We start from the raw sequence: 21,096 nt of genomic DNA, 5'->3' as shown, positions 1-21,096 counted from the left end.
CCATCACCTCGACCTTGCGCGGAGCAGTGTCATCGTGCGTTTTTTTTCGAAGGCCGCGCAAGTCGTCAATTCTGAGAGGGTATTTATGAGCGTGGAGCCAGACGACCTCGAAACCCGACCGAGCTTGCTCGTGCGGGTAAGAGATGCCTCAGACAATGAGGCCTGGCGTCGATTCGTGGGAGTGTATGGGCGATTGATCCTGGCAGACTGCCGACGCAGGGGCCTGAAGTGGGACGAAGCGGAGGATGTGGCCCAACAGGTGCTAACTCGCGTATTCCAGTCGTTGCGTTCGTTCGAGTACCGCCCGGATCGAGGCCGGTTTCGAGACTGGCTAGGTACTGTGGTACGTAACGAAGTGAGGCGATATCAGAAACGCCATCAACCCAGGTCCGCTGTCGAATTTCTGAGAATGGACGACTTGGCCGACAACGACCCTGCTTGGAACGAAGCATTCGCTCGCCACATTCTGGCCGTGGCATTGCAGGAGTGCAGGCCGCATTTCGAGCCGCGAACGTGGAACGTGTTCGAGGGCGTCTGGATCCACCGCAAGACGCCTTCTCAGGTGGCGCAAGAGTTCGAGGTGCCGCTCGACTGGGTTTATGTGGCCAAGTCGCGCGTCCTGAAGCGGGTCTCTGCGATAGTTGAGGAGTTGACCAACGACTTGCCCCTTCCAAGTTAATGCCTGGGCCGGTTGCCTTCCATGAACAATCTCGATTGTCCGTCTGATGAGCAGTGGTGCCGCCTTGTTGACGAAACACTCGAACATGAGACGGCTGACAATCTGAGACGGCACCTTGAGAGCTGTCAGCGCTGTCAAGCGAGGCTCGATACACTCACCGAGCCGGCGATGCTGTCGGACTTCTCCAATCTGCAGCCGGACTCGGCCAGCGACTCTGATGATCAGATCGTCGAGCGACTGAAGCGGTTGGAGCAAGGTCGAGTTCGCAGCCTTGATTCCGGGCCAGACCCCAGCACTTTGCTGAACCATCCGAAAGTCGACGGGTACCGAATCGAGCGGCTGCTGGGGAGGGGTGGGGCAGGTGTAGTCTACAGCGCGTGGGACACAACGCTCCATCGCATGGTGGCGATCAAGTGCCTGCGGCCCGACCGCGTAGAGTCGGAGGGCGGCGAGGCGCTGGTGCGCGAGGCGCGTGCCTCGGCTCTCCTGCGTCACGACCATCTGGTACCCATTCACGGGTTGGGGAGGCTCGAAAACGGTGGGCTGTTTCTGGTCATGCCTTTGATTGAAGGGCGATCGCTCAGACGCTTGGTTCAGGGCGAGAGTTGTCTTTCGCCTCGCAGAGCTGCCGACTATGTCAGGCAAGTGGCCGACGCGCTGGCGGCCGTGCATGCTGCGGGGATGGTGCACCGGGACGTGAAGTCGGGCAACATTCTGATCGACGAGAACGACGGCCGGGCCAAACTGGGGGATTTCGGCCTGGCTCGGCTGACGGTCTCGAGCGAGCTATCGACAGCGGACGGCTCACGACTGCTCGGCACTCCCGAGTATCTATGCCCCGAGAGTCTAAATGACGCAAAGGCGCTCAACGATCCGCGGGCGGATGTTTATTCGCTGGGCGTCACTCTCTACGAGTGCTTGACTGGGACGGTTCCGTTTCATGGCCTCCCGCACCGGGTACTTCATCAAGTCGCTCATCACGAGCCGAAGCCGGCGCGAGAGCTGAACGACGACATTCCGCGCGATCTTGAGACCATCTGCTCAAAGGCCATGACCATCGACCGCGACAAGCGATACCAGACGGCCGCCGCGTTTCGAGACGACCTGGGACGCTGGCTCTCAGGTCAGCCAATTCTGGCTCGACCGTCAACCCGACTCGAGCGCTGGAATAGATGGGTGAGAAGACGACCCTGGCAGGCAGCGACGTTGGGCACAGGAGCGGCTCTCCTCGTTGCCGCGACAGGAGCGTCGATTTCGCTTCAGCGGGCAGCACACGAAATTTCGCAGACCAATACAGCGTTGATGATCTCGAGGGCCGAGTCAGAGAAGGCATTCCAGCTGAGTCAGGATGCGCTGAGCCGTGTGGTCGACCGAGTCTCGGAGAAGCTCTTCGAGGTGCCCAACGCGACAGCCGTGATGCTCGAATCGATGGAGGACGCCGCTGCGCTCCATCAGCAACTGGTCGCGCTTAGACCCGACGATAGAGACGCCGCGGAACGCTACGGAGCTGCGCTGTCCTCACTTTGTACAGTTCAGTTTCTGAATGGCCTGATCCCTGAAGCGGAACAGACCTGCGAGCGTTACCGCCGACATGTCGAATCGACGCGAGCAAAGCAACCGGACGATTTGACGGTAGGACTCAGATACATCGATCTGTTGCAAACACGAGAGACCTTGTCGATCAAGCTGGGTCGAATCGAGGAGGCGCGTCAGACGACCGCACTTTACCGAGCGGAGGCCCAGAGGCTGGCCAGGCTGTATCCCGCATCGGCTGAGCTAGTGGCCACCGAGTGTCGCATCTTGATGGGTGTCTTGATCGAAAACCGCAGGGAGAAAAACTACCAGGAAGCACTCGAAGTCGCCGCAGAATTGCTCCCAGCCCTTGAACGCTGGCGCGAGCTCCAACCTGACGAAGCGGATCCGGTCAACACGCTTGGATTTTCGCTAGTCCTCAAAGCCCGTTGTCTTGAAGCGTTGGGACATTACGATGAAGCGCTCCAGGCGGTGGCGAAGGCTGAATCAGTGTACCAATCGCCGGAACTCCGCGATCTTCCAAAGCGGGACCAAGATTGGAACGAGATTCAGGTTCTCAAGATCCGATCGCGAATCACACTGGCATCGAATTCCGAGGAGGCCGAATCCCACTTGCTACGCCAGGAGCAAGCGCTCCGTCACCAAATCCGCCTCTACCCTGAGGATGCGTTGCGAGAAGACCTGGTACTCACGCTGATTGACCTGGGCAAACTCCTCACGCAGAGCAACACATCGAGAGCCAAAGAGATATTCGAAGAATCCAGAAATCAAGCGCAGCAACTCATCGCCGACGTTCCCGAGGTCGATCGTTACCGCGAGTTGCTACGTTCGATTGAGTCGATTCTGGCCGAGTAGCCAAGAATCAGGCGTCCATGCCACTCAAGAGACTCGACAGAAGTTCCGGATGGGGTCATCGAGATCGATGGAACGTGGCTTCGATCCATCAAAGTAAACTTATAAGTAAAATTCATGACCCTTGATTGGAAACGTTATTAACGTCAACTCCTTCATCTTATAATCGAGTGATGTTTCTCGCCCATTGCTCAAGTTCGCGGCCGAAGACACGGCCTTTGCTTCGTGCCGAGCCTGCCGAATAGCCTCTCAGGTCGGGCCTGCACACATGATGTATATCTTATGCGCATCAGCCAAAGGACAACACGGCTGATACTTCTGCTTTTCGCCTCTTCTTTGCAACTACCGATCTGAATTCGAGTTAGTGGAGCGGATGGGGATCGAACCCACAACCTCAGCATTGCGAATGCGGCGAGCGAGGAACATATAAAACGTTTCATTCAAATGGTTTGCGACTCACACATCAGCCATAACCGGTGTCCGAAGAATACCGGATTTTCCATGTTTTTCCGCCTCTTTTTCTGCTATCTCTGCCACGGCAGAGATCGATAGTTCTCGTCATTGCCATGGCTAAGCTCGCAATTGACTCTCAACCCGCAACCATGTAGCATTAAATTTGATGCAAATTGAGCGCAAAGGGGATACCATGCTTGACATCAACCGCGACATTAACTCGCTGTCCAATTTCAAGCGGCATACGCCTGAATTCCTCCGGCAGTTGAAGGAGACGGGCGCGCCTGTCGTCCTGACCGTCAACGGTAAGGCGGAGCTGGTGGTCCAGGATGCAAAATCCTACCAGAAGCTTCTGGAGCTGGCCGAGTACGCCGAGGAAGTGGAAACAACCCGGCGTGCGCTTGCCGAGATGGAAGCCGGGCAGGGCCGCCCTGCGGAGGAGATGCTGGCTGAGATGCGGAAAATACTGGATGAGCAGGCCCCGCGGCAGTGACCTATCGCGTTATCGTCACCCGGACAGCCGACGCGGAGGCGATGGAAGCCTTGCGCTGGTACGCCGAACGTTCGCCTGCTGTGGCCCGTCGCTGGTATCAGGGGCTGGAAAGTGCCTTGAAGACGCTTGAATCGCAACCAACGCGGTGCCCAGTATCGGAGGATGATTCCGAAGCTCTGGGTCGTGAGATCCGGCTCAGGCTCTACGGCCGCCGGCACGGCGTCTTCAAAATTCTGTTTTCCATCGAGGGCGAAACCGTCTGGGTGCTGCGGATTCGCCACAGTGCTCGCGGTCCGATTGAGCCCGAACAATAGCAAAGAATACAAGGTTATAAGGGATTAATCGTGAGTTTTGACAAGGACCACCAAAGGCTGGCGCAGGCTGAAATGCTGGAAGCAACGGCGAAGAAGCTGTCCCGCTATCCGAGCGTTCCGGTCGCCCGCGTTGGCCAGCTGGCGGTCGACCAGGTATACCGTGGCCGCAAGCTGGGATGTACCAGCCATCTGTTCCTGCCACTGGCGACGGTTGTGAAGGTGTTAAGAGCCGAATAATAATTAATAGGGTACATCGAATCCCGCGCCAGAGCCTCCATCCATGGCCAACGCAGGGAGGACCACATCTTCGTTATCGTCATAGCGGGTGTTCAGCCATTCTGCCGCCGGAATGTCGTTGTTGAGGAACAGCGATTCGACCTCGTCGATGTAGGAACAATCCCGATGCGAACGCACCTGGGGATGGGGGTGGGACGCGAGTTTCAGGGCCGTCATGTTGTAACCGGTATCTGAGGGGAATGCCCCCATCCACCCGGACGGAATATCAGCCAGGCCATGCAACGCGAGCGTGATGGCAGCATCTCGCTCATGCAGCTCAGGCTTGATTGACCAGTTGATGGTAGGGCTCCCCTCACGGTTCTCCTTCCAGAGCTGGGCGAAGGCCGCCAGGGCCGGACCCGGGAAACGGACGATCCTGCTGGCATCTCCGGTGATCAGCGCGTCGAAGATTTCTCTAGTCTGAATGAGTTCGTGCGATTCAGGGATCAGTGTCCTGTAACGATCCAGTTCCCCGGTCGGGACGAGGTAAAGCAGGCGATTATAAGTGTAGCGGAGGTTCTGCACGGCCCATCGCCGTTCGATACCCTCGGAAGGGAGATCCGAATCAGCAAGAGCCTGTGCACGCTCCACGAATCGCGACCTCAGCCGGTGAGCATCCCGAATCAGGCGATCCAGTGTGAACGAATAGCCGAGCCTCCGAAGGCCGATGACCCAAGCTCGCTGTAGGTACCATCGGACCGGACGGTAATTCGCCGTGGACCTGACCCGAGAAAACGGAAGGGGGAACCCCTCGGCATGGAACCTGGCCCGCAGCGAATCGAAATCGCCTGGATTGTGTGCAAGATAATGAATCAGATTGACCACGAGATCGCCGAACGTGACCGAGGAATCTTCAGTTGTGAGTGTTTCCAGCCGCCTGTCCCAGAGCTTCAGGGCGTGTATGTCCGTTTTCTCTTGATTAATCTCAAGCCCCTCTCGCTCAACTTCGGCAGCAAAAATTCCTTTGGCCCGCTCGATCTCCGACGACTCGACGACGATGGCGATGTCATCAACGTAGCGGAAATACCGGCCGGGAAAATGGACACTCAACAAGGCATCAAGCCGCTCCAGATATAGATTGGCGATCACATGCGCCAGCGGCGGCCCGACGGGCAGGCCTCCCCGCTTCTTTGCCTGGCAGACGCCCTCGGCGCTGAAGAGAACCGTCTCGAGATCAGTCCCGCTGAGGGAAGAGTTCTCAGCGCGATGCCTGAAGAGTCTGAACGCTCGCTCGACATCAATGCTCGGATAAAAGCCCTTCAGGTCGAAGATCAGCACATGGGGCTTCTTCAGCTGCTTTCCCGCATACGTAATCGCCTGCTCCCGCTCGCGATAGCCCGCCATGAAATACTGGAAGACATGGTGGCTCTGCGGACTTGACCATCGATAGCTGTAAATACAGGGAGCACTCCTAAACGCCTCCTCCTGACTCAGCTTCCAGAGTGCCCACACCTCGAGCAGATGAGTCACAGGGCTTCCGGCGAGGCAATTCCGGTAATCAATAGTGCCGTCACCTTGAACAGACTTAAAAATTTTATGCTGCCAGTACGTCGGATTTCTGCCCGTGCGAGCCATCCTCATCAGGTAGGTATCGGTCCAGTCGTCGAGTATCGACGGATCCAAGCCATCGACGAGCAGCCTGCTGCCAACGTAGCTGAGCGCGTAGTCGCGACGGAGATAATTCAGCGAGCGAAGGTGTAACAGCTTCCCGGGACTGGCTGCATGGGTACTCATCGGGGCCGCACATACTGCTGGACTGCGGATCGGACCGGGTGCTCACACTCATGGAGCTCATGCCACCATTTCGCTTCGCTCATCGGGATGTCCTTCTCCTCAACGGCGGGGCTTCCAAAGAGAGATGCAATCGCTTTGCCGATTCTTGCCAGGAACTTTCTTCCACCCGGATCGCCAGGCTCAACCCAAAGAATCGTCGAGCCGTTGTGTTCTGCCCTTACCGAAATGTGTCGAATCTGCTCAGACAGTTCGTCGAGCAGGTTCTTCCCATCTCCGCTGAAATTTGTCACCAGCACGAATCCCTCGGTCATTCCTTCGGCAAGCTCTTCCCACCGATAACACAACCGATTAGTGCTCACCAGATCCAGAGCATCCCAGAGCATGGTTTCAAGGTGGACCTCAATCCCTGTCCTGCTGAGCTCGGGGCCGATGCGATCAATCATCTCCCGATAAAGTTCCAGGGATGTTTCCGAATAGTCTCCGGCAAGCAAATAAACATTCAAAGAAATCTGAGGAATAATTTTCGCGGCCCTGAGCTCGTGAATCATCGACAGAAGAGATAGGCCGCTCGCTCCGTGGCCGCTGGGAATGTCAAGGATAGCGACGTCGTGGGAAGAAAACGTGAGCAGCACATCCTTCGGGATGTCATCGAACTTGTCATTGGCATCAAGGACAACGTTCTGGATTCGCGTTGCGGATGCACAGAATCGATGCGTGAAATGTTCCTCTGACTCTTCTTTAGTCTTTCCTCCAAATACCTTCTTCTTCTGGCTTTTTGAACGGGCTGCTTCCAGCAGGTTCATCGCCTCCAGCAGGCTCACGTACGAGGCCTGGAGCGGACGAGCAATGTAATACCTTCCTTCCCTCCACAGGGTAGATGGCAGGGATGAAACTGGCACGTAAGGCATTGCAACAGGAACCCTAAAATTCAACAGATCGTCACAATAGCATCCACAAGTATGCGTTCAACCCGTATTGCGATGGGGCCGGTCAGCCGCCGCAATGATCCCGGATCAGGCTTCTGACCCGGCCCATGTCGAGGCCCTGTCCAGGTGAATCACTCGTCGTCAGGAGCAGCGCAGCTCCCGGCTCGGGATTTGGATCGGGGTCTGGATCGGGATATTCCACCGGGCGAACACCGTTGGCCCGATACCATGCAAGTTTCTTCTCCCAGCTTCGGGAGTATTCTTCACGGTCGAGCATCCCGAGGTGCTCCCAGTAGACGGTGTTCCCGGAAATTTCGTCTTCGATCGTGAAGTCTGGGTAGCGGGTCGAGCCGCCGAGTGTCAGGGCCTTCTCGTATTCGAACGATACGCCGCCGCTGATGAGCGCCTCGGCAATCAGCAATTCGGATTTCGACCGGACGGCCTGCCCCTTGCTCGTCCGGTGGATGAGCCCTTCCTGCAGGAACACGCTCCCTTTGGGCAGGGGTATCTCCGTCATCCGGCATGGACGGAGCAGATTCGTCATACGACGGGCGGTTTCGCTCCGATGGGGAGCGGCGAAATCCTTCAGGAGCGTCCTCGGCCCCTGATGCAGGATGACGACCCGCTCCTGGTGCCGCGTCAGGGCGGTATAGACCAGTTCGCGAGAGAGGATCGGATGAGCTTCGGGGAGTACGAGGATGACCAGGCCGAACTGGCTGCCTTGCGATTTGTGCACGGTCAGCGCATAGGCGAGTTCGAGTGCAGCATCTCCCTCCTCGCGGAAATCACCGGCGTAGAAATCATAGGTATAGCCTTTCTGCGAGGAAAACTCGACTTTGAGAATCCGCGGATACCCGTTCGATTTCCATTGCCCGACGGCAAGTCCGATCTCACCGTTGGCCAGATATCCGAGCGCCCCCTCCCTGGGAAAGACCCTGTGCCCGTCGCGCTGATGGTTCGCGAGATTGATGACCTTGTCGCCGTACACGATCCGTTCCACGCCCATGGGCCTCGGGATGGAACGCTGCCTCCGGCCTGCCAGCTCCAGGAAGCCGGCCCGGAACCGTTCGTGAATCTGTCGGTTTACGTCGCTCACGCCGAACGGCATCCCGCGCAGCGGGCTCAGGATTTGCCACGCTTCAACGGCCTCGATGGAGCCCGGCTTTCCCGCCCGCGTCGCGTTGAAATAGTCGTAACCTTTATGGGCGACTGCCCCGAGGGCACGATTGAACCCGGGGATATCCCCGGAACCGTCCAGCCCGAGCTCCTCGACAAGCACTTCGGTCAGCTTCTCCTGGAAATCGTCCGGCGTCTCCCACTGCACGAAGCGAAGGACCTGATGCTCACGGTCGCCTGCAGAGAACACATCATCTCCGCCAGCGGATGGGGGTGTCGTGCTGAACCAGCGTGCGAGCCGGAGATCAGGCCGATCAGCGCCCGCCTGACGCCGTTCGATGGTCAGCTCGGCGTATCCCGGGGCAATTCGGGGAAAGGCTGAATCATAATCGGGGGGTCGTAACCGGGCGATAATGTCCACAAAGGGCCGTCCCGCCCCGATTGGGGGGAGCTGGGCCGGGTCGCCGACGAGGATCAGCCTCTGGACGCCCTGGAGCGCGTCGAGCAGGGCTCCGAGCATATCCTCGGTCAGCATCGACGCCTCGTCGATGATCACCGTCCCGTAACCCTTAGCCCTCGGCCGGTCGCTGCTCAGCCGGTATCGGCCAGTCCGCCCGTCATAGCGGTGCCACTGATTCAGGAACTGGGCGATGGTCTGGGCACGGGATCCGGTGTGACCGGCGAGTTCCTGCATGCGCACGCGTGCCTTGCCCGTCGGGGCGAGAAGCAGCAGGCCCCCGGCACGGATATCGGGTTGTGCGCAGAGCAGGCCGAGCAGCGTCGTTTTCCCGGTACCGGCCGGGCCTGCGAGAACGCTGAACCGCGACTCTGCCAGTTCTTTAAGGGCGGCTATTTTCTCGAGCCTGGCCCGCTTCTCCTCGTCATCCTCCTCCGCAACACCAAGCCTGGCCTCCAGAAGCGCGGCCCAGTCAAACACCGGAGCATGGCGTTTACCCTCCACGCGACCGACGATCTGTTTCCGCACCAGCTCGCCAATATCGCGATATCGCTCCAGTTGCAGCCCGGGCTCCTCACCAGCATCGGCAGCAGTGACGACCGGCCCCATGTCGCCGGCCCTGGCGGTGAGCATATCGGTGGTGACTGCGCAAGGAGGCCGGACTGCAACGTTGCCGACAGATTCGACGATCGCATCGCAGGAAAGGAGCGTGTGCCCGCTGACAGCCGCCCGTTCGAGCGCATCGACCGTGAAAGCCCTGATACGCCGCAGATCGACGGCAGAATCGAGACGCGTTGGTTCGTCCAGGGGATGCAGGAGTCGGACCGTATCCTCCGGGAAAATCCCCCGATCGACGTTCAGCAGGCCGATACCGTCGGATTCGTGGCGGCTGATTTCATAGAACAGGTACGGATTCTGGAGGAGTTCGCGATCGGTCGCACCCCAGCCCTTCTTCGAACGGGAGCCCTTGTCATACAGGTCCCGCGCCTGATCGACCGTCAGTTCGAACCGGCTCAGAAGCATCAGGTATTCGCGGCGTTCCTTCGGCAGGCTGCGCCAGGTCGGGGCAAGCTCTTTCAGATCCCGCCTGAGCTCCGGAGGGAGCAGGTTTTCGGGTTTTGCAAATGCCTGATCGACGAGCGGCCAGGGATTCGCATTGTCCCCGGCCTTCTGCTGCAGGGCGTGGGCGACGAAGAGGCCGCGGGACAGTCCGAACGAGGAGAGGACCGCTCCGAGACCGGGGAACGGGCCCCGCACCTTCCAGAGCCGGATGAGTTCGTCGTGAAGCCACTGGCGTTGCCAGCCGGTCGCGATGCCCAGCTCCGCCTCGATGCGGCCAAGGGTCACTTCCATCGACAGCAGTGCCGCGATAGCACCGTCATGCGTCACGAGCTCGCTGGCATAGGAGAATTCGCTCCAGTGCCCTTCGGGGGCGTGAGCCGTGTAACGCTCCAGATCAAGGGAAGGGTCCTGCTCCGCACGCTCGAGCACCTCGTGATAGGGCATGAGGAACCCATCCCTGCCCTTCGGCCGGATGGAGTGCTGGACCGGGCGATCCCAGATCATCCCCCGCAGGCCGTCACCGGCCCGGTCATATTCGGTCAGGTCGCCGATATGCCTGATCCGGCCGGCACCGATGAGGATGCGGCCGGTGCCCTCCACGAAGGGGACGTGCTTCGCATAGAAGAGGGTGAGCGATTCCTCAGAGCGGAGGTGCGCCGCGAATCCGTTGAGAAGCGCCTTCTGGTTCTCCGCCTCGTGTATCCAGCTCGTCTGGTAGTTCAGCTCCGGCTCGCGCTCGGGATCGACGTCGAGCTCGAGCAGATCGCGATAGGTCCCGAGATTGTCGCGCATCAGCCAGAAGAACGGCACAACTCCGGCAGAATAGGCCGGATAGCGCTGGACCGTCGGAGTGAAATGTCCGTAATGGGCCGGGTCGCTCGCGGCAAGCGCGTGGCGCTTCACCTGGTGCATCTCGAACGGGGCCATGAACGCGGACCGCTCCTCGACGCAGCAGGGCCATTGCTCGCGTTCCAGCCCATCGAAGCTGCGCCCGGCGATGCCCTCTTCGAACCCGTCATCCTTCCCGGCGGCGATCCGCTTCAGCTTCGCGCAGGCCCCGTTCAGACGGGGAGCGTCGCATATCTTTCCCGTCCAGCCGGAATCATGCCACGGGACACGGATGGAGAGATGACGAAGGGGATAGTTCACCGGCCTCCTCCGAGCGCTTCAGGATCATAAGATTCTGGCTGATGATCGTTCATTGCCTGAGATCGTCCAGGAACTCCGAGCCCGGCTCGACGCACGTTACGAGGAGGTGATCCCTGGCACGCGTGCAGGCTACATAGAGCAAGTGACGCTCGGTGTCGTAGATTTCCTGTAAATCGGCATCGTCCCCTACTGCCTCGATGCGCCCCTGGAGCGGGACGATTTCATCGTCGCAGGCCATGACGGCGACCGCACGGAACTCGAGCCCTTTGGCAAGGTGCATCGTGCTGATTGACAGGTAGCCGCTAACCGTGCTGACATTCCTGTCGAGCACCTTATAGGGCAGCCCGGCCTCGGTCGCCGCCGCCACCGCACGGTCGATTTCAGCTTCGGAGCGGACGAACAAACCGATTTCGTGCGGATGTACGCCCAATTCTGACAGTTCATTCAGCCATCCGGCGACATGCCGGGCCTCTTCCGAAGCATCATTCAGGGCGTGGATTGACGGTGCCGGACCGTTGAAGACGGAGACCGTATCGCTCCGCTTCTCGGCATTGTCATCTACGTCACGGATTTCGGGGCCGAGGAGCAGGTCGGCCTGCATGCGAATCTGGTGGGAGGTGCGATAGTTCACACGGAGCGTCCGTGACCGGCCGCGAATGTCGATGCCGAGCGACTTCCATGAGAAAGGTTGCTGGAATATCCGCTGCCCGAGATCGCCGGCGAAGAAAAGCGCATTCGGTCGATCAGCGCCAAGCGCGGCGAAGAATTTCATTTGGGCGACGGTCAGGTCCTGCGCCTCATCGATAACCGCGTAATCGAACGGGGAATTTCTACTCTTTGAGAGTGCAGAAGCAAGAGAAGTGAATAGCTTCGACTGGGTGATTGTCTGCCGATTGTCCAGCTCTTTGATAACGCGCTCAAAGATCGACCAGAGGATTGCCCGCTGCGCCTCCGGCAGCCGGGTCTTGCGGCCGAGCCGGGCCACATCGCGATATTCTTCCCAGTTCTGAAGCTGCCACGCATCGACGAGCTGTTCCCACTCCGTCAGCAGGAAGCGTTCGCTGAATCGGTGGCATTCGACTGCGGTGGAAGCATCACGCAGCAAGCCGCGGATAAGAGCACGATCCGCGAGCTTTGCCGGTCCGAAATGGGCTTTGTAGAGGCGCAGACCCAGCGCGTCGAGCGAATGGACGTCGATCCGCTCAGCAAGTCGGGGCTCGCTGCTGACCAGCCGGAGCAATTTGGTGTGAAGGGCGCTGGCCAGCGTGTCGGTGAAGGTGGCAAGCAATACACGCGTGTCGGGATGGGAGCGGGCCAGGCAGGCCGCGCGGTGCAGCGCCACAATCGTCTTCCCGGTGCCTGCCGAGCCGGAGACCCGCGCCGGGCCGTTATAGTCTCGCTCGACCAGTTCCCTCTGGTCGGGGTGCAGGAAGACGGTCCATTTGTCCCATGGATAATCCAGTGCCCGTTGCAACTCCTCCACATTCGACATCAGCCGGAAACGGCGTAGCGCGTCCGGATGCTCGAACGGATTATCGACGGTCTGAACCGTCTGAGGCATTCGCGGCGTACCGCCAGTTGCCAGTTCCAGCAGCGCCTCGCCCGCCTCCCTCGGCAAATGGTCGGTCAGGGTCAGGAGTGTTTCTTCCGTCGCGGCCCTGACGTCGTCCAGCCAATCGACGGGGACGCCGTAATCCAGCAAAGCGTCGTCGGCGATGTGGGGGAACAACGGTTTCTTACGTTCGGCCGCCTTCGGCTTTTGCTCCTCGACATAGACCGGGACGGTAATTTCCTGCACCGTCTCCCGAATCTCGACGAGCTGGGCAGCGCCGGTCCTGGGATGCGTCTGAAGCTTCCGCCGCTCCGCCCATTCATAGGCCTTGTCGTGGTGGTCGACGTAGCAGAGCAGCAGACTGCCGGCCGTGCGATGCACGATGAGCCGGATGTCTGCGTTAACCCGCACCGACCAGAATTGCTTGTCCTTCGCCCGGTCGAGCTTGTGGAAACTCATACCGGGGCTGGCCGGATTGAGCTGCAAGTCGAAGGCGGTGGTCTTGACCGCCTTCTGCTCGTCCGCGGTCAGGCGACCCAGACTGTCGGTAAACGTATCAGCGATGCGGAATTCCATCAGCCTAGACCCTGAACACTTTCATCACTTCGTCACCGAGATGGTTGATGACTTTCACGGCGATGCGGCCGGATTTTGGCTTTGCGAAGGGCCGGGAAGTGTCGCTGTTCAGCGTCGCCCAGGCTTCAGCGTCGATCTCGGCCTTGAGCGTCGTTTTCAGGGACTTATAAGGATCGTTGGCACCAAGGAAATAGGCGTGGCGGACAAAGAAGCTCTCTTCGTTATAGTCGGTGTCGATGAACCAGCAGGCGATGCCTTCGGCACCGTCGCTCCGGACCTCGCCGGTGTTCGGATGGAAAACATCGACGCCGTTGATCTTTACGCTGATGCGATCGTCCGGCTCCTCAATGATCTCGATGTCCGGCTCGCCGAAGATGACGAACAGATTGCCCTTGCCGGTGTTCTTCAGGTCGCCCGCCATGTGCAGGTCGGCGTTCATGCGAGCCTTGAGCACGGGAATCCGGCCGAGCTTGCTGAATTCGGTCGTATGCGCCTCGTAGTTGAAGGCGCTGGCGATGAGCACGTCGAAACCCGCGTCGCCGGCCTCGCGGGCCGCGGCGACCAGGTCGGCACGCTGCACGGTTCCAAATTCAGGCCCGATGAATATGGCGGCCCGCTTCTCGGCATCGCCTTCCATGTAGCGGCCTTCGGCGCAGACCATCTCGCCGGGCCACGCATTGAGCGCGGTGAAGGTGATGCGATCCTCTTTGTGGGCCTGCTGGACGCCCGCAAGCTTCAGATTCTCAAGGATAACTTGCTCGAAACCCTGGCCGTCGTCGGCAGCCTTGCTTAAAGGGTCGACCAGCTCGTCGTTCTCATCGACGCCAAGGGTGCGGTGCGGCGAGAGGCTTTCGACCGTGAACGGTCCGGCAACTCGCACTTTCTTCTTGTCTTCGTAGGGCTTGTCATAGAGATACTCGAATTCTGCTTTGGCGGCGATGGAGGCGTCGATCTCCTTCTGCCGCGCAATGCGGGCATCCCACCATTTTGCATGCAGCTTCTTCGCTTCTTGAGGCCAGTTTTCATCCTCTTCGCGAGGAATTTCCCATTCCTGCCATTTCTTTTTTAAAACAGCGTTCAGAGATTCGCGGAGCGGTTCGAGCTCCTCCTGCCACTTTTCCCAGATGACGTCGATCTCGGCGTTGTTGGCAATGGATTTGAGCGTAATGTGCGGCACACGCTCATAGACGAACCCATGGCGGATGTTGCCATGCACGGGCTGCGTCGAGGCGGCACTTCGTGTGACTTCCGCTTCTTTCTCCTGCCCTTCACGGGAATCGGCGAGAAGATAGTAGGGGTAGCGAGCGCCCATGACGCGGGCACGGGCTAAGGCAAGCGCCACGCGGGAAGTGTCAATCGTGATCCAGCGGCGGCCCCATTGTTCGGCGACGGTGGCGGTGGTGCCGGAACCGCATGTTGGGTCCAGCACGAGGTCACCAGGATCGGAAGCAGTTAGCATACAACGTTGTATTATCTTTTCAGTTGTTTGCACGACGTACACTTTCTGCTCCAAAAACCCTCCGGTTGCCGTGTCGGTCCAGAGATTGTTTAAAGGAATCGCTGCATAGTCTTGCCACGCACGAAAAAAAGAAATTGTATTCCCGCTCGACGCTAATCTAGATGCTTTGATTACTCGACTCATTCCTAATTCAGTTGTCCCCCACCACCTCCCACCTGGCGTGTAGTTTCTCCCCTGGTAACTGACCGTATAGCGACTCCCAGGACCCGGCTTGGTAATATTGTCGAGCCTGTAAGCAGATCTTGGATCGGCGTTTTCTGATCCTGCGAGTCGTCGAGGAACCCCAGCTTCATCACAAACGTAACGATACATAGATCCAGAACTTGAGGTTATGTCTTTTTCTACAAGCAGCTGCCTGTATTTTACGGTTTCTCTTTTCTTCGCGTACCATAGGATATAATCAGTGGCTGAGCTCATTCTGTCTGCGGCAGATAATCCTGATGTTTTAACAACACCAATTTGTGATAAAAAATTATCTTCGCCAAACACTTCATCTAATAGAGACCGAACTCTATGCAGATTTTCATCGCCAATCTGAACAAATATAGATCCAGGATCGGCAAGCAAATCTCTCGCAACGGTTAGTCGATCTCGAAGGTATGTGAGATAGCTGTGAATACCATCTTTCCAAGTATCTCTAAAGGCTTTGACTTGCTCTGGCTCACGCGTGATGTGCTCTGTATTCCCATCCTTAACATCTCGGCTAGTAGTACTCCACTGAAAGTTGCTGTTGAACTTGATGCCGTACGGTGGGTCGAAATAGATGCACTGCACCTGACCGCGCAGGCCCTCGCGTTCGGCGAGCGAGGCCATGACCTGGAGCGAATCGCCCAGGATCATGCGGTTCGACCAGTTCTGGTCGTGCTGGTAGAATTCGGTCTTATCGGCTCCCTCAGCGATGCCGTTGAAATCAGCGAATATATCAGGGATTAATAGCCCTTGCGGGTCTGCCGCCTGCTCGGATTCCTTCGTCCGGCGAAGCAAGTCGTCGATCAGCGCCTTGGGGTGCACTTTCTCCTGGATGTAGAGCGGCGGCGCATGAACGACGAGGTCGCTCCAGTCCTGCTCATCTTTGCCGCGCCAGACCAGCTGCGGATCGAGATCACGATTGCGGCGTTCGTAGGCCACCCGGACCGGATTCTGGTGCTCTTCTCTCACGACCGATTGATATTCGGCGGTCGGTATGTTTTTCCGCCTGTCCGCTTCATGGGTCAGGGTTTCCACACTCTTTTGTTTCGTCGATTTTGCCATGATTAGCTTCCTTGCTCCGCCGGCTCAGCTGCGACGGCATCGATCATGCTGTTGAATTCACGCTCGACTTTCGCCTTGAAATCCGCCTCGATCTGATACACCTCGGCGAATTCGGCGAAGGCCCAGCGCCCGTAAGTCTTCAGATGGTTTACGCCCGGGACCCAGTACGTCTCCATCGTCGCCTTCTTCTCTTTGGCGTCCTCGCCGCGATAGCCCTTGATCTCGACGACGAGGTGAAGCAGGTCGTCGTCTCCGTGCCCGTCGTCGACCAGGACGATGAAATCCGGTCTATACTTGCGCATTTCCGAGCCATAGCGGTACGGCACTTCGAGACCCAGGCTGTGATTCTTCACATAGGCCCGGACGCGCTCGTGCGATTCCGCCACCCGGCAGAATTCGGCCTCCCAGTCGCTGTCGAGGATCACCCAGTTAACATGGCAGCGGGTCGCGTCCGTTTCCCAGCGATCGGCCTTCGACGTGTTGAACCGCACGTGCATGGTCGAGCCGGTTGGATTATACGAATCTAACAATGCCTTGATGGGACGGTCCCCGAGGAATGCCTGAGTGATGCCTGTCGTGATGCGGTTGCAGGCCATGTCCGCAAGCTCCTGGTACATCAGCAGGCCAGGATAAGTGTTTCCCTTGCATACCAGGCAGTTATCCAGCCATTGTTTCGTGATGCGCTTCAGTTGTCCGAACAGGTGGAGTTTTGGCTCTTCGCCGGGATCGCGGAATTTCGTATAGAGCAGGCGCTGGGTGACGTTAAAGACGAGCGTCGAAGGCCGCATGTCGCCGAGATGCTCGAGGTTCAGATCCACCCCCTCCCCGATGATGCCCGCGTTCCGCGTGATTGACGGGCCGACCAAATCCGGCGTGAGCACGAGGATGGAATCGTCGTTGAACTCCGCGGTCAGCCGCTCCTCCGGCAGCTCGACACGGTAGCCTTCGACCCGGGGGAAGCGAATCTCCAGATGGTCGCGCTCGGGCCGCACCGCCTTGACCTGGATCGTCTCGCGCGGCGGTTGGGGCGGCGCGATGACCGGCTTTGCCGTGAAATTGAAGGGGATGCCGAACACGTCGGCGTATTCGACGTTGAAGAGCCCCTCCTCGTTGAGATCGTAGGACTGGCGGCGTAGCGCCCGGCCGATCACCTGCTCGCAGAGCAGCTGGGTGCCGAACGCCCGGATGCCGAGCACATGGGTCACCGTGTTCGCGTCCCAGCCTTCGGTCAGCATCGAGACCGAGACGACGCATCGGATCGAGCCGCCGAGCTGGCCGGGCTTACCGACCGTATTCATGACCTCACGAAGCAGCTCCTGGTCGCTGATGCTTTCCCCGGCACGCAGGTCCCCGGTCCGCTCGACGATCTCGCGGCGAAAGCGCTCGATCTCGTCGGCCGCCATGCTACGGAAATTGCTGTCCAGCGCGTCGCCGGCTTCGAGCTGCTCGCTGTCGATCAGCAACGTGTTCGGCCGCGGCAGCGGGTTGCCGGTCGTCTCGTCGTAGTTGCGGAACAGCGGCAGGCGGCCGTTTTCGAGCGTCGTGGTGCCGTCCTCGTTCTCGCGGTGGAAGCCCGAGATGAAGTCGTAAACCAGCTTGGAAATCGCGGTATTCTGGCAGACGATGATGAAGCAGGGCGGGACCCTGATGCCTTTCTGCTCCCAGAGTCTGTACGTTTTCTCGTAGTGGCCGTAGAGTGCCTGGAGCGCCGTCTGGAGCCGGGTCGGCAGCTTGAGCGGGTCCAGCTCCTTCGCCTTCCCTCGCCCCTTCTTCGGCATATCCTTCCGGATGTTTTCCCACAGATTCCGGTAGACGGGCATCTCGTTGCCTGGGATGTTCTCCGCCACCGGAACGCGAGGCAGCTTGACGATGCCGCACTCGATCGCATCCATGAGCGAGAAATCGCTCACCGTCCACGGGAAGAGCGTCCCCTCGGCATAGCCCGAGCCGCTCAGGAAGAAAGGCGTCGCCGACAAGTCCATGACGCGGGCGACCCCGAGATTGCGCTTGACCATTTCCAGGCCGGAAATCCAGAGCCGGGCCGCCTCGTTGTTCTTCTCGGCTTCCTTCTTCTCGTCGCCTTTCAGGTCTTCGTCATCCTCTTCCTTCGGCTTCTCGCGGTAGCAGTGATGCGCCTCGTCGTTTAGCACCATGATGTTTTTCATGCCCATCAGCTCGGGCATGACGCGCTGGATCATCTGACCTTCGGTCTCGAGCGTGTTGAGCGGCTCCCCCCGCCCCTGCAGAAACGCCCGCCCGCCGGAGGAAATCTCCATCCGCTCGCGCAGTTTGAAGGCGTGGTAATTCGTGATGACAATCTTCGCGCGGCTGATGTCTTCGAGCAAATCGCCCGGCACAAGCTCACGGCTGGCGTAGTAGCTGTCAGGATCGTTCGGCTGAAGGAGTCGCAGGCGATCCTTGATGGTCAGGCCTGGTGCAACGACGAGGAAGCCGCGTGTGAACTGTCTGCTGCCCGGCCGGCGCACAGCGTTGATGGTCTGCCACGCGATGAGCATCGCCATCACTGTCGTTTTTCCCGAACCGGTCGCAAGCTTCAGCGCGATGCGGAACAGCTCGGGATTGGCATCCTTGCTGGCGGCCGCGAGGTGATCGAGAATTCGTTTGCCTGCCTTCGACTGCGGCGCGACCTCGGTCAGCCAGATGGCCGTTTCAACGGCCTCAACCTGGCAAAAGAAGGGCCGAAGCCCGGAGAAGTCATGATGTCGCCAGTGCTGAAGGAGGCGTGCTGTCTCGGGCGTTACCTGCCAATCGCCCGGATTTGGCCATGATCGCCACCGATCCACGTAGCCTCTGACCTCGTTGATGATCGAGGTAGGATCGTATTGCTGCTCTTTCGTCGAAAGTCCTTTGCCTTCATCAAAGACAAAACTCTGCTGCGTGCCGGTTTTCTTCCGCTTCTTCGGCTTTGGAATCGGCGTGATGAACTCGGCCCGCCGGCGGGCCTCGATTATCTTCTGCGTGGGCTGGCCATGCTCGTCGAGCTCCCAGTGACGGCCCGGGCACTCATAGGGAGAGTTCAATATGGGATGGTCAAAAAAAGGATTGGACATCCTCACCACCTACCTTCAACGTGTGGAACTCGCCCTCGTGGAGCACTGAACATCGTTCGTAATCCCTGATCTCGCATAGTTAAGGAAGAGATACTATCGGCTCGTTCACAAAGAGCAATTGTTAAATGCAATCAACAATCATCTTGCATCCTGTAAACTAGGCTGAGGTGGCGAAAGGAAGGTGCGATTATTATGTGTCGTCGAAGCTCATCGGTAATCGTATAAATTGCAAGGGTTTGCGTTCGGAGCCTGTCTCAGGCCCATCCACTATGCCATGATCTCCCTAGGTCTTCAATTCCCTTCATCTGGTTTCTCTAAGTGTTTGCGATGTGGCAATTTGCAACCGGCACTTCCTCGATTCGCGTCGTGAAACGGGGCGAGCGCATGCGTGCGGAAAGGTGCCACGGCCGACCTGCCAGGCCCGAGCCACCGAACGCGATCGTCCCCTTCCCCATCCGGCGGTTGAGACCATCCACAACTTCCATGACCGCCTTGTCGTCCGGCGTGTCGCCTCCCTCGAACAGGCTCGGCTGGGCCGACGATGCCGGAGTGAGCTCGGTCAGCATGACGCCACATTTGGCGTACAGGAAGCCTGGCCGGTAGATGCGCTCCAGCGCCGGGATAGCCTCTCTGAGCAAGGCCGGCGTGGTGGAAGTCGCGTACATCAGAGACGCCTGGGCCGTAGCCGAATATCGCCGGCCGGGGTCGGCGTGCCGGCTCGTCTGCAGGAGCACCATCAAGTGCCGGGCGACAAGGCCTTCCGCCCGGAGTTTCTCGCCGGCGCGGGCAACGTGGGCGGTGAGCGCCTCGGCGATGGGCTCTAGTGCTTCCAGCTTCTTCCCGAACGATCGCGAGACCATCAGGCATTTCCGGGCCGGAGGGGCCATCTCCAGCTCAAGGCAAGGCTCGCCCCGAAGCTCCCATGCCGTACGCAGGCCGATGACGCTCGTCCGGCGTTTAATCCAGAGATCGGGCATGGCCGCGAATCCCGCGGCGGTGGTGATTTCATGCTTCGACAGCATGGCGGCCCATCTCCGGCCGATGCCCCAGACATCCTCGATCGGGAAGGTTTCGAGCACCGGCTGCCATGCCGCCCTGTCCGGCAGGGCTGCAACTCCTGCCGCTTCCGGGTCACGCTTGGCCCGATGGTTGGCGATCTTGGCCAGCGTTTTCGTCGGCGCGATCCCGACACCGACCGGGATGCCGGTCCAGCGGGCGACGGTCTCGCGAAGCTCCCTGCCGTGCTCGATCAGCCGGCCGGCGGGCACGTGGGTCAGGTCGAGGAAGGCCTCGTCGATGGAATAGGCTTCCACCCCCGGCGAGAACCGCTCCAGCGTCTCCATGACCCGGCGGCTCATATCGCCGTAGAGGGCGTAATTTGAGGAAAATACGGCGACGCCATGCTTTGTGATGAGCGGCCGGGCCTCGAAATACGGCTGGCCCATCTTCAGGCCGAGGTCTTTCGCCTCCTGGCTGCGGGCGATAATGCAGCCGTCGTTGTTGGAGAGTACGACAACCGGCCGGGCCCGGAGCGTCGGATTGAACACGCGTTCGCAGGACGCATAGAAATTATTGCAATCGACCAGGGCGAACATGGAATGCCCGCCTTCAGAATTTGCGGAGCGATCCGACCACCCGGCCCCAGATTTCGCAGTCGGCCTCGCCGTTCAGCTCGATCGGCGCGTAGGCCTCGTTCTCGGGCATCAGGAAGATGCGTTTCCCCTTCACCCGGATGCGCTTGACGGTGAACTCGTCGCCGATGCGGGCGATGACGATGCTGTTGTTCACATACTCAGCGGCACGATCGACGATGAGCAAATCGCCGTCATGGATGCCGGCCCCGCACATCGAATCGCCCCTCACCCGGACGTAGAACGTGGCTGCCGGATGAGTGAGCACGTACTCGTTCAGGTCAATCCGGCCCTCGAGATGGTCGTCGGCCGGCGACGGGAAACCCGCCGAGACCGGAAACGCCACCAGCGGCCGTGGCACCGGGCCGGCGGAGTACGGGCTGAAGAATTCGAGCTGAAGCGGTTGCGGCATGGGTTGCGGTCCGGAAGTTGCAGTGAACAGGCGTCGACAT

Annotated in this window: 13 protein-coding genes; 5 read left to right on the top strand and 8 right to left on the bottom strand. The window is 59.3% G+C overall.

What is annotated here, in order from left to right; all coding sequences use genetic code 11:
• The first annotated feature begins 85 nt into the window (after positions 1 to 85).
• The 5 genes from HG800_RS22720 (at position 86) to HG800_RS27020 (ending at position 4,561) form a co-directional block, all read left to right on the top strand.
• Positions 86 to 679 carry a sigma-70 family RNA polymerase sigma factor gene (locus HG800_RS22720; RefSeq protein WP_169979855.1) on the top strand — a complete coding sequence of 198 codons (594 nt, stop codon included), beginning with the start codon at positions 86 to 88 and terminating at the stop codon, positions 677 to 679.
• Positions 680 to 847: 168 nt separating this feature from the next.
• On the top strand, positions 848 to 3,067 hold the full coding sequence (locus HG800_RS22715) for a serine/threonine protein kinase (protein WP_169979853.1): 2,220 nt from the start codon (positions 848 to 850) through the stop codon (positions 3,065 to 3,067).
• A 643-nt stretch (positions 3,068 to 3,710) separates the two neighbouring features.
• Positions 3,711 to 4,010, top strand: a complete 300-nt coding sequence (locus HG800_RS22710; protein WP_169979851.1) for a type II toxin-antitoxin system Phd/YefM family antitoxin — start codon at positions 3,711 to 3,713, stop codon at positions 4,008 to 4,010.
• Positions 4,007 to 4,324, top strand: coding sequence for a type II toxin-antitoxin system RelE/ParE family toxin (locus HG800_RS22705; RefSeq protein WP_169979849.1), 318 nt, complete (start codon positions 4,007 to 4,009; stop codon positions 4,322 to 4,324). The genes HG800_RS22710 and HG800_RS22705 overlap by 4 nt, the downstream gene beginning before the upstream one ends.
• A 30-nt stretch (positions 4,325 to 4,354) precedes the next feature.
• A complete protein-coding gene (locus tag HG800_RS27020; RefSeq protein WP_182830387.1) occupies positions 4,355 to 4,561 on the top strand; it encodes a hypothetical protein in 207 nt (68 codons plus the stop codon).
• Positions 4,562 to 4,564: 3 nt separating this feature from the next.
• Here HG800_RS27020 and HG800_RS22695 read toward each other — a convergent pair whose 3' ends face one another.
• The 8 genes from HG800_RS22695 to HG800_RS22660 form a co-directional block, all read right to left on the bottom strand.
• Positions 4,565 to 6,334, bottom strand: coding sequence for an RNA-directed DNA polymerase (locus HG800_RS22695; protein WP_169979847.1), 1,770 nt, complete (start codon positions 6,332 to 6,334; stop codon positions 4,565 to 4,567).
• On the bottom strand, positions 6,331 to 7,155 hold the full coding sequence (locus HG800_RS22690) for a hypothetical protein (protein WP_169979846.1): 825 nt from the start codon (positions 7,153 to 7,155) through the stop codon (positions 6,331 to 6,333). The genes HG800_RS22695 and HG800_RS22690 overlap by 4 nt, the downstream gene beginning before the upstream one ends.
• A 169-nt stretch (positions 7,156 to 7,324) precedes the next feature.
• Positions 7,325 to 11,044, bottom strand: coding sequence for an AAA family ATPase (locus HG800_RS28310; protein WP_169979845.1), 3,720 nt, complete (start codon positions 11,042 to 11,044; stop codon positions 7,325 to 7,327).
• 49 nt (positions 11,045 to 11,093) lie between these two features.
• Positions 11,094 to 13,172: a UvrD-helicase domain-containing protein gene (locus HG800_RS22680; RefSeq protein WP_169979844.1), complete on the bottom strand. Its 2,079-nt coding sequence runs from the start codon at positions 13,170 to 13,172 to the stop codon at positions 11,094 to 11,096.
• A gap of 4 nt (positions 13,173 to 13,176) precedes the next feature.
• On the bottom strand, positions 13,177 to 15,942 hold the full coding sequence (locus tag HG800_RS22675) for a site-specific DNA-methyltransferase (protein WP_169979842.1): 2,766 nt from the start codon (positions 15,940 to 15,942) through the stop codon (positions 13,177 to 13,179).
• Between the two features lie 2 nt (positions 15,943 to 15,944).
• Entirely contained in the window at positions 15,945 to 19,013 is a 3,069-nt protein-coding gene (locus HG800_RS22670; RefSeq protein WP_169979840.1) for a BPTD_3080 family restriction endonuclease, read from the bottom strand.
• 314 nt (positions 19,014 to 19,327) lie between these two features.
• Positions 19,328 to 20,608, bottom strand: a complete 1,281-nt coding sequence (locus HG800_RS22665) for a Y-family DNA polymerase (protein ID WP_169979838.1) — start codon at positions 20,606 to 20,608, stop codon at positions 19,328 to 19,330.
• A gap of 13 nt (positions 20,609 to 20,621) precedes the next feature.
• Positions 20,622 to 21,056 carry a LexA family protein gene (locus tag HG800_RS22660; RefSeq protein WP_169979835.1) on the bottom strand — a complete coding sequence of 145 codons (435 nt, stop codon included), beginning with the start codon at positions 21,054 to 21,056 and terminating at the stop codon, positions 20,622 to 20,624.
• Positions 21,057 to 21,096: the final 40 nt, after the last annotated feature.

The sequence above is a fragment of the Tautonia rosea genome (genome assembly GCF_012958305.1).
GTDB classification, from domain to species: domain Bacteria; phylum Planctomycetota; class Planctomycetia; order Isosphaerales; family Isosphaeraceae; genus Tautonia; species Tautonia rosea.
The sequence above is the reverse complement of the archived record's forward strand: the minus strand, read 5'-3'. Positions and strand labels throughout refer to the sequence as shown.